Origin of the sequence: Streptomyces sp. NPDC006197 (assembly GCF_040613865.1) — a bacterium.
GTDB lineage: Bacteria > Actinomycetota > Actinomycetes > Streptomycetales > Streptomycetaceae > Streptomyces.
The window spans coordinates 22,438-35,419 of record NZ_JBEXSZ010000088.1; the positions used below are offsets into that span (position 1 = coordinate 22,438).

A 12,982-nucleotide genomic window follows, 5' to 3' on the forward strand; every position below is an offset into this window, starting at 1 on the left:
CTCCGGGGTGCGCCCCGTCACCGCTTCGGCCCTTCGCGGTCCTGGCTTTCGAGCTCTGCCAGATGCTTCAGCGCCGGAAGCGCCGCCACCAGGGCCTCGACCTCGTCGTCGGCGAGTTCGTCGATCAGCCGCGCGAACGCATCGACGCCCGCCTGGCGCCGCGTCTGAACGTACGACGCGCCGGCCTCGGTCAGACACACCAGCGTGACCCGCTTGTCGGACGCGTCGCCCCTCCGCTCGACCAGTCCGGACTCCTCCATCACCCGGACCAGGACGGTCATCGCGGGCTGGGTGACACCCTCGATCACGGCCAGATCGGTGATGCGTCGCGGGCCGGTCCTGTGCAGGGTGGCCAGGGTGGCGGCGGACGTGATGCTCATATCGCGCGGAAGGCGTCTCACAGCCCTGGTGGCCAGCCCGTAGAGGGCCGACCCGATCGCAGTGGAAGCGTCACGAGTGGCATCTTGACGGCTCATGCGTGAAGCATACAATATTTATATGAATGCTTTATGTATCTCTCGCCCCGAACGCCGTGCCCGCAGGACCTGCTTGCGCTGGCAGGACCCGCGCGAGAGATCATCACCGGCGAGCGGACGGCTTTGAACTTCCTGCAACGGATGTCCGGCACTGCCACCGCCACCGCCGGCGCGGCCTTCACGGAGGCGGTGACCGGGCTTCCGGCGCGGATCCTGGACACCCGTAAAACAGCGCCCGGGCTTCGAGCGCCCGACAAGGCCGCGGTCGCCGCCGTCGGATGAGGCCGTGCCTCCTCCTGTGTGGACGGGTTGGAATGCCCGCCATGGCCGACCCCGTCGACCGGGAGGCCTTCGTTTCCGTCTCCGGCGCGTTCCCCCGTCGCCGAAGGCGCCTGGGGCCCCGAGGAAGACTTCGCCGGGGCGCGAACCGGCAGCCGCGGATGGCGGACCCGAACCAGGCCTGATCAGCACGTCCTCATGAACGCCCGGTGCTCCGTCGCCGGGATCGAGCAATCTGAGCGTCCATTCGAAGCCGGGCATGTCCGGCCGAACACAGGAGGTTTCCATGGTCAAGGGTTACTGGGTCAGTGTCTACCGCACCGTTTCCGACCCCGAGAGGCTGGCTGCCTACGACAAGCTGGCCGGTCCGGCCGTCCGAGCCGGGGGCGGGCGGCTCCTGTCCCGTGGCGGCCGAGTCGTCGCCCACGAAGCCGGAAACACGCAACGCGTCGTTCTGATTGAGTTCGACAGCCTCGAACAGGCCGTCGCGGCATACGAGAGCGAGGCTTACCAGAAGGCGCTGGTGGTCCTCTCCGACGGTGCCGAGCGCGACTTCCGCATCATCGAAGGCATCGACTGACCGGCGGGCTCAGCCATCGCTGAGCATCCGTCACCTGATACGCACACGGTGCTGAACGACGACTCACGAGACGAGTTCGAAGCGATGCCCCGCGTCCCAGGTCGTCGTCGACGTCCTCGATGGCCTGATCCCTGTCGGGCGGACCGAAGAAGCGACGCGGCGTCCGGGCCGAGTGGTGTCGGCGGCGAAGACTCGTACGCGAACACCACCGTCAACTCGCGGTTACGGGCGGCGATTCGGGCCGCGCCGCCCGCCGGCCACACCCGTTCCCGACGTCACGGAAACCTTGCCAGGACCCTGAAAGTGCGCACCTGAGTACAAATGAACGTGCTCAAGCCCGGTCGGCTCAGCGGAAGGCGTCGGCGTTCTCTGAAGCCCATTGCCGGAAGGGGCGGGCCGGCGTTCCAGTGATCCGTGAAACCGTGTCGCGTACCGTCGACAGCTCGTGGTTCACGTCTTCGCCGGTGACGTCGAGCACCGCGTCCGCGGTCTCGGGCCCGAAGACCGCGGCCATCTGTGCGTGGGCCTGCCGGCGGCTGATCTCGGCGAAGGGAACCTCCCGGCCGAGTGCTGCCGCGATGGCCTCGACCTGCTGTCGGGCGGTCACCGGCTCCGGCCCGGTCAAGGCGTACGTGCGTCCGCGGTGGCCGGGCTCGGTCAGTGCCACGCGTGCCACCGATGCGATGTCCGCAGGGTGGATGGTCGGCAGCGCGGTTTCGGCGTACGGCGCGTGGACGGTCTCCCGGCCGCGGATGGAAGCGGCCCACATCAGGGCGTTCGACGCGAACTGCGTCGGCCGCAGGATCGTCCAGGCCATGCCGCTTGCCTTGAGCAGCTGCTCCACCGCCAGGTTCTCGCCGGCGGGGCCGAGGTGCGGGTGGGTCTGGACGGTGATGGACAACACCAGTACGACGTGCTCCACGCCCGCCTGCCGGGAGGCTTCGAGGATGTCGGCGTCTGGGCCCAGGCGCGACACGAGAAACAGCGAGCGCACCCCCTCCAGTACGGGCTTCAACGACGCAGGCTCCGCGAAGTCGCCCTCCACGGCCTCGACCCCTTCGGGGAAGACGGCCCGTGCGGCATCACGGGTGAGCCCTCTCGGCGGCCCGACACATCCTGCGGCGGTGAACCTTCCGAGTCCGAGCAAGCCTGCGAACCGGCCTCCGGCCAGCCCCTTCAGCCGAAGGTGCCATCGTCACGGGCGGAGAAGCGTTCGCAGCCGTCGTGCTCGAAACGCACTCGCCCGTCGAACCGGGAGTCGGCACGAGTGCAGGCTCCCCAGTCCAGGCCCAGTTCTCCGCTCAGCGCTATCCAGAACCGGCATCCGCCGCACTGCTCGTCGAACCATTCATCCCGGTAGCCGGGGTTTCCCGCACCTGCCGAGGGGCCACGACCTTGTGGCCGCCGTCGGTCCGAAGGCGGCAGATCTGGACCTCGATGGCGGCGGGCGTCCGGTGTGGGGTCGTACGCGGCCGGCTGGAACGGTCGGCAAGGCCTGCGTCGCCTTCGGCTCGCCAGCGACAGACCCATTTGTGGGCCGTGGGCCGCGGGCCGCGACGTATCCATTTCCGCGGCCACGTGCGCCACCGGACGTCCACCGGACGGCCCACCAGGACCCGTTTGATAAGGGTCTTCCTGCCGTGAACGGCCAGGCGGGCATCGCGGTGGGTCATGAAGACCTCCGAACGCCTTGATAACCCGGTCGGCTCCGCACCGGACGAGCGCTGGGCGCCTGCCGACCTATGCTGAGGTAGCGCCGATATCGGATGAACCACCGAAAAACGCCCTTGCAGGCGGCAAGGGCGGGTACGCGACGCGATGGTGGCGCACGGCTGCCCCTGGACGGCATGACCAACCCCTGGAAGGCGGTCGCTCTGATGTCTTCGGTGGACGTGGCGGGGCTGGAGGTGGCGCTTCGGGAGGCCGTGGACGGCGAGGTCCGGTTCGACGCGGGCAGTAAGGGCGCGTACGTCACGGACGGCTCGAACTACCGCCAGGTACCGATCGGCGTGGTCGTGCCGCGGTCGGTGGAGGCCGGAGCACAGGCGGTGGAGGTCTGCGCGCGTTTCGGCGCGCCCGTGCTGTCCCGTGGGGGTGGCACCAGCCTGGCCGGGCAGACCACGAACGCCGCCGTGGTGATCGACTGGACGAAGTACTGCCACGCCGTGGTCTCCGTGGACCCCGACGCCAGGACCTGTGTGGTGGAGCCCGGCATCGTCCTCGACGAGCTCAACCGACGGCTCTCGGACCACCGGCTGCAGTTCGGCCCAAAGCCCTCCACGCACAGCCACTGCGCGCTGGGCGGCATGATCGGCAACAACTCCTGCGGCGCGTCCGCCCAGGCGTACGGCAAGACCGTCGACAACGTCCGCCGACTGGAGATCCTGACCTACGACGGACTGCGCACCTGGGTGGGCCCTACCTCCGAGGCCGAGCGGACCCGGATCGCCGCGGAGGGAGGCCGGAGGGCCGAGCTGTACGCCGGTCTGGACCGCATCGTCGCGGAGTACCTGGGCGATATCAGGCGCGGTTTCCCGAAGATCCCGCGACGGGTCTCCGGCTACAACCTCGACTCCCTGCTCCCCGAGAACGGCTTCGACGTCGCCAAGGCGCTCGTCGGCAGCGAAGGTACGCTGGTCACCGTCCTGCGGGCGGAGCTGGATCTCGTACCCGTACCGCCGTACCAGTCCCTCCTGGTCCTCGGCTACGACGACATCTGCGCCGCCGCCGACGACGTGCCCCGCCTGCTGGAACACTGTTCACCGAGTCAGCTGGAGGCCCTGGACGGCCGCATGGCCCAGCTGATGCGCGAGGAGGGCGCGTACCTCGGCTCCCTCCGCGTCCTGCCCGCGGGCGACAGCTGGCTGATGGTGCAGTTCAGCGGCGACAGTCAGGAGGAGGCCGACGCGCGGGCCCACGCGCTGCTCGACGCCGTCGGCCGTCATGAGCACGACGAGGACGTGGCCTTCTCCGACGACCCCGAGCGGGAGCAGAAGATGCTCAAGGCCCGCGAGGCGGGGCTCGGTGTCACCGCCCGCCCGCCGGACGACCGGGAGACCTGGGAAGGATGGGAGGACTCCGCCGTGCCGCCCGAGCGACTGGGCGACTACCTGCGGGGCCTGAAGGCGCTGTTCGAGGAGTTCGACTACGACCATCCTTCGGTGTACGGGCATTTCGGGCAGGGCTGCGTCCACACGCGGATCCCGTTCGCCCTCAAGACCGCCGGGGGCGTCGCCGATTTCCGCCGCTTCGTGGAGCGTGCCGCCGATCTGGTGACGTCGTACGGCGGGTCCCTGTCGGGCGAGCACGGTGACGGGCAGTCGAGGGGGGAGCTGCTCACACGGATGTTCGGCGAGCGGCTCGTCACCGCGTTCGGGGAGGTGAAGAGGCTGTTCGACCCGGACAACCGCATGAACCCGGGCAAGGTCGTCGACCCGAACCCGGTCGACGGGCAACTGCGGCTGGGCCCCACCTGGCGGCCCGCCACGCCCGCCACCCACTTCCAATACCCGGAGGACGAACACTCCTTCACCCGCGCGGTGATGCGCTGCGTGGGCGTCGGCAACTGCCGGAGTCATTCCGGTGGGGTGATGTGCCCCTCCTTCCGGGCCACGCGGGAGGAGGAGCACTCCACCCGGGGCCGGGCCCGGCTCCTGTTCGAGATGCTCGGGGGGCACCAGGACTCGGCGATCACGGACGGCTGGCGATCGACGGAGGTGAAGGACGCCCTCGATCTGTGTCTGGCCTGCAAGGGATGCAAGTCGGACTGCCCGGTGAACGTCGACATGGCCACGTACAAGGCGGAGTTCCTCTCCCATCACTACGAGGGCCGGTTGCGCCCGGCGGCGCACTACTCGATGGGCTGGCTGCCGCTGTGGGCGCGGTTCGCCCGCCCCTCTCCCGCCCTGGTCAACGCCGTGCTGCGGGCTCCGGGTCTCGCGGGGCTCGGCAAGCGGCTCGCCGGGGTGGCGCCGGAGCGGCAGGCGCCGGTGTTCGCGCCGCGGTCCTTCCTGCGGTGGTGGCGGAAGCGGGCGACGGTCGGTGAGCCCGATCCGGGCGATCCGCGGACCGTGGTCCTGTGGCCGGACACCTTCACCTCCCATTTCCACCCGTCCATCGCCGTCTCGGCGGTTCGGGTCCTCGAGGACGCCGGCTTCACGGTCGTCGTCCCCGAGGAACCGGTGTGCTGCGGCCTGACCTGGATCTCCACCGGCCAGCTGGGGATGGCGGAGCGGGTGTTGCGGCGCACCCTGCGGGTGTTGCGGCCGTACCTGGAGGCGGGCACCCCGATCATCGGTCTCGAGCCGTCCTGTACCGCGGTGTTCCGTTCCGACGCGGTGGAGTTGCTGTCGGCGGACCAGGACGTCAAGCGACTGGCGGGGCAGGTCCGCACCTTCGCCGAACAGCTCGTACACCACGCGCCCGAAGGATGGCGCCCGCCGCACGTGGCCCGGACGGCGCTCGTACAGACCCACTGCCATCAGCACGCGATCATGAAGTTCGACGCCGACCGGGAACTGATGCGCCGGGCCGGTCTCGACGCCGACGTCCTCGACGAGGGCTGCTGCGGCCTTGCGGGCAACTTCGGGTTCGAGCGCGACCACTACGACGTCTCCGTGGCCGTCGGCGAACACGGCGTGCTGCCCGCCGTCCGCGCCGCTGCCCCCGACAGCCTCGTCCTCGCCGACGGCTTCAGCTGCCGCACCCAGATCGAGCAGGGCGGCACCGGGCGGCGTGCCCTGCACCTGGCCGAGGTGCTCGCCCTGGGCCTTGACGGGAACCTGCCCGACCGGCGGCCCGAACGCCTTGCCCAGCGCCCCGATCCCCCCTCCCGTGCGGCCCGCTACGCGGCCACCGTCGGCCTCACGGCGGCCGCGGCGCTGACTACGGCCGCCGTGACCGCGGCCGGCCGGGGCGTCCTCAGACGTCGGCACGCCCCGTGACCCGGCACGCCCCATGACCCGGCACGCCCCCGAGCGCGTCTCGCGCCGTGGCGGACCGAGCGACGGGACTGCAGCAAGTGACCCCTGCCGAAAGGTTCCACGTCATGTCGATCAAGGTCTCCGATCACGTCCTCCAGCGGCTGCGCGACTGGGAGGTGGAGTACGTCTTCGCCTATCCCGGTGACGGCATCAACGGGCTGCTGGCCGCCTGGGGCCGGGCGGAGGACAAGCCGCGCTTCATCCAGGCCCGGCACGAGGAGATGGCCGCCTTCGAGGCCGTGGGCTACGCCAAGTTCTCCGGAAAGGTCGGCGTGTGCGCCGCCACGTCCGGGCCCGGTGCGATCCACCTGCTCAACGGCCTGTACGACGCCAAGCTGGACCATGTCCCGGTCGTCGCCATCGTCGGCCAGACCAACCGCAGTGCCATGGGCGGCTCCTATCAGCAGGAGGTCGACCTGATGGCCCTCTACAAGGACGTCGCCTCCGACTTCTGCGAGACGGTCACCGTTGCCGAGCAGCTTCCCAACGTGATCGACCGCGCCATGCGCACCGCGATGGCCCGGCGGTCGGTGACCGCCGTCATCATCCCGGCCGATGTGCAGGAACTCGACTACACACCGCCGGAGCACGCGTTCAAGATGGTGCCCTCCAGCCTCGGCATGCCCCAGTACGCCCCCGTGCCCGGCGACGACGACCTGAACCGTGCCGCCGAGGTGCTCAACGCGGGCGAGAAGGTGGCGATCCTGATCGGCCAGGGCGCCCGCGGCGCCCGCCAGGAGGTCATGGCGGTCGCCGATCGCCTCGGCGCAGGCGTCGCGAAGGCACTCCTCGGCAAGGACGCCCTGGACGACGACCTGCCGTACGTCACCGGTTCGATCGGCCTGCTCGGGACCAGGCCCTCGTACGACATGATGATGGACTGCGACACGCTGCTCGTGATCGGCTCCTCCTTCCCGTACACCCAGTTCCTGCCGGAGTTCGGGCAGGCACGGGCCGTGCAGATCGACATCGACCCGCACATGGTCGGCCTGCGCTACCCGTTCGAGGTGAATCTGGTCGGCGACGCCCGCGAGACGCTGACCCGGCTGCTGCCCCTGCTGAAGGGGCGCAAGGGCAAGGGCTGGCGGAAGAAGATCGAGAAGGACACCGCCCGCTGGTGGGAGGTCATGGGACGGCGGGCAGCGGTCGACGCCGACCCGATCAACCCCGAGTACGTCGCCCACGCCCTCGACGACCTGCTGCCCGAGAACGTCATCCTGGCCGCCGACTCCGGCTCCGCCGCCAACTGGTACGCCCGCCACCTGAGGCTGCGCGGAGCCATGCGCGGATCGCTCTCCGGCACGCTCGCCACCATGGGGCCGGGCGTGCCGTACGTGATCGGCGCCAAGTTCGCACACGGTGACCGTCCGGCGATCGCGCTGGTCGGCGACGGGGCGATGCAGATGAACGGGCTGGCCGAGCTGATCACCATCGCCAAGTACTGGCAGGAATGGGAGGATCCGCGCCTGATCGTGGCCGTCCTGAACAACCGGGACCTCAACCAGGTCACCTGGGAGATGCGCGCGATGTCCGGCGCCCCGCAGTTCCTGCCCTCGCAGTCGATCCCCGACGTCGCCTACGCCGAACACGCGCGCCTCATGGGCCTGCACGGCATCAAGGTCGAGAAGCCCGACGAGGTCCGGGGCGCCTGGGAGACGGCGCTGGCCGCCGACAGGCCCTGCGTCCTCGAATTCGTCACGGATCCGGCCGTGCCGCCGATTCCGCCGCACGCCTCCCTCGACCAGATCGAGGCCGCCGCCGCCTCGATCCTCAAGGGGGACAGCGACCGCGGCGCCATGATCCGCCAGGGATTCAAGGCCAAGGTGCAGGAACTTCTGCCCGGCGGCCACAAGCGCGCGGACCGGGCCGGCACCGAGGGCGACGCGTGAGCGAAGCGCTCGTCATAGGACGGGTGGACACGTCTGTGTTCACCGTCCCGACCGACGCCCCGAGGCGGACGGCACACTGGGCCGGGACCGTACGACCCTCGCCCTGGCCACCGTGGGCTGCGGTGACGTCACCGGACTCGGCCACGTCCACGCGCCCGCCGCGCCCACGTCGCCCTGGGGCTGGTGCTGGGCGACGACAGGCCCGGGCCGGGCGACGCGTTCAGCAGCGAGACAACCCGCTGCCCCGACTGCGGCCGCACAGCGCCCTGTACGACGAGGGCAGCACAGGGCGTGCTGCGCCGGCGCTCCTTGAGGAGGAGGAGAGGGAACAGCGGAAGTCGAGCGGCCCGTCTCGGACCGCACAGCTCATCCCGGTGGGGGCGACCCCGGTGGCATCGCTACTTCGGCATGAGGACGGTGTCCACGATGTAGACGGTGGCGTTCGCGGTGGGCACGTTGCCGCAGACGACCTTGGACGTGCCGTTGACGGTGTAGTCCTCGCCGGAGCCCTTGGCGGTGATCTTGCCCTTCTCCAGGGTCTCGAAGGAGCCGTTCTCCAGCTGCTTCGGGGTGAGCTTCTGGCCGACGACGTGGTAGGTGAGGATCTTGGTGAGGGTGGCCTTGTCGTTGAGGACTTTGTCGAGGTCGGCCTTGGGGATCTTGGCGAAGGCGTCGTTGGTGGGCGCGAAGACGGTGACGTTCTCCGCGTTGTTGAGCGTGTCGACCAGGCCCGCCTTCTTCACGGCGGTGACGAGAGTGGACAGGGCCGGGTTGTTGGACGCGGCGGTCGCGACCGGGTCCTTGGCCATGCCGTCGAACGAGCCGGCGCCGTCCTTGGGCACGGAGGCGCACGCCGGGCCGAACGGGCCGGACATCGCCCTGTCGGCGCCGGGGTCGGTGGACGGCGAGTCGTCCTGCGTTGCCGGTGCCTGAGAGGGCGATGCGGAATCGGTGCCGGAGTCGGAGCAGGCGGCCAGTGCGAAGGGCAGGGCGGCCGCGGCGGCGACGGCGACGGCGGAACGTCGGAAGCGAAGCGTGTTCATGGTTCTTCTCCTTGAGAGGGCTGCGCGCCGCCCCCCGCTGAGGGACGGATCCAGGCGGAAGGCCCGGTTGCTGCTCACGACCTGCATTCGCGGCCGGCCGGCCGTCGGATTGGCCGATCACTCGGGAGAATCGCTTCGGGCTGAAAGGTTGACGGCGGTCCTTGTCAGAGGACCGGTCCTCAGACCGCTCCTCATGCGACGGACGGGGTGCGCGCCGCAGGGAGGACAGATGACGTGGGGCCTCCTCGGTCAGCCCGGCTCACTCGACGAGCTCCGGGTCTCAGGTGACGCGGCCCCGCGTGCCCTTGCGGCATGCGTTCATGCGGACGTCCACCTCGTTGGGCCGAGGGCCGAGGGCTCCTGCCAGCAGGTTGAGGGGCCCCTCCTCGCGGGCAGGCAGGACGTCCGCGGCCCGGGCGTCGGGCTCCAGGCGGACGCGCAACGAGAGCGAGGTGCGCCTGCGCGTGGCGACGGGACGGCAGCGGGCCCGCCGGACCCCGGGCAGTGCCGGACCCCGGGCAGTGCCGGACCCCGGGCAGTGCCGGACACTCCTGGCGTACGACGCGGCGCACGGCGCCGGTGTCCACCCTGGCCTTGGGGGCGGCGATGCGGAATCGACGTGCGGACGGACGACGCAACCGGAGGACGAGGGCGACCGCCGCGCGGGCGTCCTCGCCCGGTCAGGGGCGGGCGCGTCGGTCCAGCGCGGCCTTCGTGCCCGCGGCGACGCCGAGGGCCAAGACGGAGGCCAGCAGGGCGGGGTGACGGGCGAGGGCCGCCTGGAAGGAGTGGCCGTGCGCGGCCGCGTCGAAGATTCCGTGGGCTCCGTGGTCGGTGCCCGGGAGGTCGTCGACGGGTTCGAAGAGGTTGCCGGCCGCGGTCGGCGGACGTTGGTCGGTCTGCTGGGACGCGAAGCCGGTGCGGGCCAGGTAGCGGTCGAGGAGCGCGGGGGCGAGACGGTTGGCCCAGACCGTGGCCACGGTGGTGGCGCCGATGTAGTACTGCTTGCGGCGGGGGTGGTCGGCGGCGTGCACGACTCCCCGGGCGGCGACCTCCGGCTGGTAGATGGGCGGCACGGGCTGGGGGTGGCGAGGCAGCCGGCTGACGACCCAGGAGAACTGGGGGGTGTTGACGGCCGGCATCTGTGCGACGGTGACGTGGACGTTGCTGCCGCGGTGCAGCAGTTCGGTGCGCAGCGAGGAGGTGAACCCGTTGATTGCGTGCTTGGCCCCGCAGTACACCGACTGCAGGGGCACCGAGCGCTCCCCGAGCGCGGAGCCGACCTGCACGATGGTGCCCCGGTCGCGGGGCAGCATCCGCTTCAACGCGGTCCGCGTCCCGTTCACGAAGCCGAGGTAGGTCACCTCCGTCGCGCGCAGGTACTCCTCCGGTGTGATCTCGTCGAACGGCGCGAACACGGTGCTGAACGCGCAGTTGATCCACACGTCGATGGGGCCGAACTCCTCCTCCGCGGCGTCGGCCGCGGCCTCCAGCCGCTCCGGATCGGCGACGTCCGCGACCTGGACCAGCGGTCGGCCGCCGAGCGAGGTGACCTCCTCGGCCGCGGCCTCCAGCCCGCTCCGCCCCCGGGCGACCAGGACGACGTTGGCGCCGCGCCGGGCGTACAGGCGTGCGGTGGCGCGGCCGATACCGGCGCTGGCGCCGGTGATGACGACGGTCGTGGGCATGGGATCAACTCCTTGCTCGGTGGCGTGCGTCGTACGGCGCAGGTTCCTGGGCGAGGCGGGCGACGGTCTCCAGCAGCAAGGCGTGCACGAACGCCTGCGGCAGATTGCCGCGCAGTTGACGCTGCGCGACGTCAAACTCCTCGGCGTACAGGCCCGAGGCCCCGCAAGCGCCGCGGTTGCGTTCGAGCCAGCGGTGCGCTTCGACCGCGTTGCCCTGGTCGTGCTCGGCCAGGGCCATGAGGAACCCGCACAGCAGGAAAGCCCCCTCGGCGTCGGCCAACGGCCGGTCGTCGTGGCGGAAGCGGTAGACGAAGTGGTCCTCGGCCAGGTGCTTCCGGCAGGCGGCCAGGGTGGCGCGGGTCCGCGGGTCGTCGGACGGCAGCGCGCCGCGTACGCCGGGCAGCAGCAGGGCCGCGTCGACGGTGGGGTCGTCGGGGGAGCGCTGCCAGTAGCCGTCGGGGTGCGTGCCCCGGGCCGCGGTCGCGGCGAGGACGGTGTCGGCCAGGCCGTGGCAGGTGCCGGCGAGCGGCCGGTGCGGCGCCGCGTCGGCGAGGGCCCGCAGCCCGGCGACGCAGGCGAGCCGGCTGTGGGTCCAGAGCCGGTCGTCCAGCTCCCAGATGCCGGCGTCGGGCTCGCGCCAGCGCTGGGCGATGGCGCGTACGGCGGTCTCGGCGGCCTTCCAGCCCTCGCCGTCGAGCCGGTCCAGCCGCTCGGCGGCGGCCAGGAGCAACAGGGCCTCGCCGAAGCAGTCCAGTTGGAACTGCTCCTCGACCCGGTTGCCGATCCAGCTGAAGCCGCCCGGATAGCCGGGCAGGCCGAGCTCCCGCTGACCGGGTACGGGGGAGCCGTGCACGGTGTAGGCGGGGGCCAGGCCGGGACCGTCCGACAGCAGCCGTTCGCCGACGAAACGGACGGCGGCGTCGAGCAGTTCGGGCGCGTTCGCGGCGGCTGCGGCCTGCCCCGCGTAACTCTGGTCGCGGATCCACACGTACCGGTAGTCGTAGTTCCGGCCTTCCTCGGCGCGTTCGGGCAGGCTGGTGGTCGCCGCCGCCACCATGCCGCCGGCGCTGGTGGTCAGCCCGCGCAGCACGGCGTACGACCGCCGGGCGTCGCCGTGCGCGAGGGTGTGCTCCAGGGCGGGCACCGCCCGCGCCCAGGCGTCCTCGGTGGCCGCCCACGCCTGTTCCGCCGCCGGTGGACGGCGCGGCAACGGTGAGGTGGAGCACTCCAGGACCAGGTCGTGCGTCTCGCCCGGTCTCAGCTCCAGATCCGCGGTCAGCGCGCCGGCCCGGACGGCCGCGGTACCGCCGCCCTGCCAGCGCAGCCGGTGGTGGCCCGTGGTCAGATGCCAGACGCCGTCGGCGTCCCGGTGCGCGGAGGCCGGCGACGCCCGCCCGTAATCGGCTCTCGGGTCCAGGACGACCCGCAGGCGAGCGGTCCCGTCGACCGCGAGGAGCCGTCGCAGCAGCACGAGACGCCCGGGCTCGCCGGGGTAGGCCAGGGCGTCCCGGCACTCGACCACGCCGTCGCCGGTGACCCACCGGCTGCGCCAGATCAGCGTGCCTTCCTCGTAATGGCCCCCGGGAACCCAGCGGCCGCGCGGGGTGAGGGCGTAGACGCCCCCGCCGCCGATGAGCGACGCGAAGAGGGCGTCGTCGTGCCAGCTGGGCGCGCACAGCCAGTTCACGGCTCCGTCGGGCCCGACCAGCGCGCCCCGCTCCCCGTCGGCCAGCAGCGCGTAGTCGTGCAGCGCGTGCGGCGGAAAGGAGGTGGTGTTCATCGGTGCTGCCCCTTACTGTCCGTTCCCCGGGAGGCCGGGGACCGCTCACCCGCCACGACGTCGCGTACCCGTGCTCGCGCCGCGCAAGGGTGCCCCCGGGTGTTTCCCCTCGCGCGGCCGCCGGAGGTACGCGGCGTCACCTGCCCGTGCGCAGACCGAGGTCAGCCAGCGGTGTCGAGGTGGGCGAAGACGACGAGGTTCTCGGTGTAGTCCTTCACGGTACGGTCGTACGCGCCCGCGCAGGTGATCAGGCGCACGAGGGCGG

General features: G+C 71.3%; 11 protein-coding genes and 1 pseudogene. 4 read left to right on the top strand and 8 right to left on the bottom strand.

Annotation, left to right across the window (positions count from 1 at the left end):
- Window positions 1–17: 17 nt before the first annotated feature.
- Complete coding sequence (locus ABZ318_RS25085; RefSeq protein ID WP_356904717.1) at window positions 18–476, bottom strand: MarR family transcriptional regulator; 459 nt, start codon at window positions 474–476, stop codon at window positions 18–20.
- 33 nt (window positions 477–509) lie between these two features.
- On the opposite strand from ABZ318_RS25085, the gene ABZ318_RS25090 reads away from it, so the two are divergent.
- Together ABZ318_RS25090 and ABZ318_RS25095 are read left to right on the top strand one after the other, a co-directional pair.
- The gene (locus ABZ318_RS25090) at window positions 510–758 is read left to right on the top strand and encodes a hypothetical protein (protein ID WP_356904718.1); all 249 of its coding nucleotides are present in this window, start codon (window positions 510–512) and stop codon (window positions 756–758) included.
- Window positions 759–1,041: 283 nt separating this feature from the next.
- Window positions 1,042–1,335, top strand: a complete 294-nt coding sequence (locus ABZ318_RS25095; RefSeq protein ID WP_356904719.1) for a DUF1330 domain-containing protein — start codon at window positions 1,042–1,044, stop codon at window positions 1,333–1,335.
- Window positions 1,336–1,681: 346 nt separating this feature from the next.
- Here ABZ318_RS25095 and ABZ318_RS25100 read toward each other — a convergent pair whose 3' ends face one another.
- The 3 genes and pseudogenes from ABZ318_RS25100 to ABZ318_RS25110 all read right to left on the bottom strand — a co-directional run.
- Window positions 1,682–2,482 (bottom strand): NAD(P)H-binding protein, encoded by an 801-nt coding sequence (locus ABZ318_RS25100; protein WP_356904720.1) that lies wholly within the window; start codon window positions 2,480–2,482, stop codon window positions 1,682–1,684.
- A gap of 29 nt (window positions 2,483–2,511) precedes the next feature.
- On the bottom strand, window positions 2,512–2,859 hold the full coding sequence (locus ABZ318_RS25105) for a DUF3027 domain-containing protein (RefSeq protein ID WP_356904728.1): 348 nt from the start codon (window positions 2,857–2,859) through the stop codon (window positions 2,512–2,514).
- Window positions 2,742–3,008: pseudogene (locus ABZ318_RS25110) on the bottom strand (leucine zipper domain-containing protein); the annotation flags it as partial. The gene ABZ318_RS25105 and the pseudogene ABZ318_RS25110, both read right to left, overlap by 118 nt.
- A gap of 204 nt (window positions 3,009–3,212) precedes the next feature.
- Here ABZ318_RS25110 and ABZ318_RS25115 point away from each other — a divergent pair.
- The gene (locus ABZ318_RS25115) at window positions 3,213–6,278 is read left to right on the top strand and encodes an FAD-linked oxidase C-terminal domain-containing protein (RefSeq protein ID WP_356904729.1); all 3,066 of its coding nucleotides are present in this window, start codon (window positions 3,213–3,215) and stop codon (window positions 6,276–6,278) included.
- A gap of 104 nt (window positions 6,279–6,382) precedes the next feature.
- Entirely contained in the window at window positions 6,383–8,206 is a 1,824-nt protein-coding gene (locus ABZ318_RS25120; RefSeq protein WP_356904721.1) for a thiamine pyrophosphate-requiring protein, read from the top strand.
- A 398-nt stretch (window positions 8,207–8,604) separates the two neighbouring features.
- Here the strand turns inward: ABZ318_RS25120 and ABZ318_RS25125 are convergent, their stop codons facing one another.
- The 4 genes from ABZ318_RS25125 to ABZ318_RS25140 form a co-directional block, all read right to left on the bottom strand.
- Window positions 8,605–9,249: a fasciclin domain-containing protein gene (locus ABZ318_RS25125; protein ID WP_356904722.1), complete on the bottom strand. Its 645-nt coding sequence runs from the start codon at window positions 9,247–9,249 to the stop codon at window positions 8,605–8,607.
- Window positions 9,250–9,529: 280 nt separating this feature from the next.
- Window positions 9,530–9,691 (bottom strand): hypothetical protein, encoded by a 162-nt coding sequence (locus ABZ318_RS25130; RefSeq protein ID WP_356904723.1) that lies wholly within the window; start codon window positions 9,689–9,691, stop codon window positions 9,530–9,532.
- A gap of 238 nt (window positions 9,692–9,929) precedes the next feature.
- Window positions 9,930–10,937 carry an SDR family oxidoreductase gene (locus ABZ318_RS25135; protein ID WP_356904724.1) on the bottom strand — a complete coding sequence of 336 codons (1,008 nt, stop codon included), beginning with the start codon at window positions 10,935–10,937 and terminating at the stop codon, window positions 9,930–9,932.
- Between the two features lie 4 nt (window positions 10,938–10,941).
- Window positions 10,942–12,717, bottom strand: coding sequence for a glycoside hydrolase family 15 protein (locus ABZ318_RS25140; protein ID WP_356904725.1), 1,776 nt, complete (start codon window positions 12,715–12,717; stop codon window positions 10,942–10,944).
- Window positions 12,718–12,982 lie beyond the last annotated feature (265 nt).

What these genes read in the sequence shown, in the direction of transcription:
- ABZ318_RS25085 (WP_356904717.1), bottom strand. Translation starts at nt 476, where the DNA reads ATGAGCCGTCAAGATGCCACTCGTGACGCTTCCACTGCGATCGGGTCG.
- ABZ318_RS25090 (WP_356904718.1), top strand. Translation starts at nt 510, where the DNA reads ATGTATCTCTCGCCCCGAACGCCGTGCCCGCAGGACCTGCTTGCGCTG.
- ABZ318_RS25095 (WP_356904719.1), top strand. Translation starts at nt 1,042, where the DNA reads ATGGTCAAGGGTTACTGGGTCAGTGTCTACCGCACCGTTTCCGACCCC.
- ABZ318_RS25115 (WP_356904729.1), top strand. Translation starts at nt 3,213, where the DNA reads ATGTCTTCGGTGGACGTGGCGGGGCTGGAGGTGGCGCTTCGGGAGGCC.
- ABZ318_RS25120 (WP_356904721.1), top strand. Translation starts at nt 6,383, where the DNA reads ATGTCGATCAAGGTCTCCGATCACGTCCTCCAGCGGCTGCGCGACTGG.
- ABZ318_RS25125 (WP_356904722.1), bottom strand. Translation starts at nt 9,249, where the DNA reads ATGAACACGCTTCGCTTCCGACGTTCCGCCGTCGCCGTCGCCGCCGCG.
- ABZ318_RS25135 (WP_356904724.1), bottom strand. Translation starts at nt 10,937, where the DNA reads ATGCCCACGACCGTCGTCATCACCGGCGCCAGCGCCGGTATCGGCCGC.
- ABZ318_RS25140 (WP_356904725.1), bottom strand. Translation starts at nt 12,717, where the DNA reads ATGAACACCACCTCCTTTCCGCCGCACGCGCTGCACGACTACGCGCTG.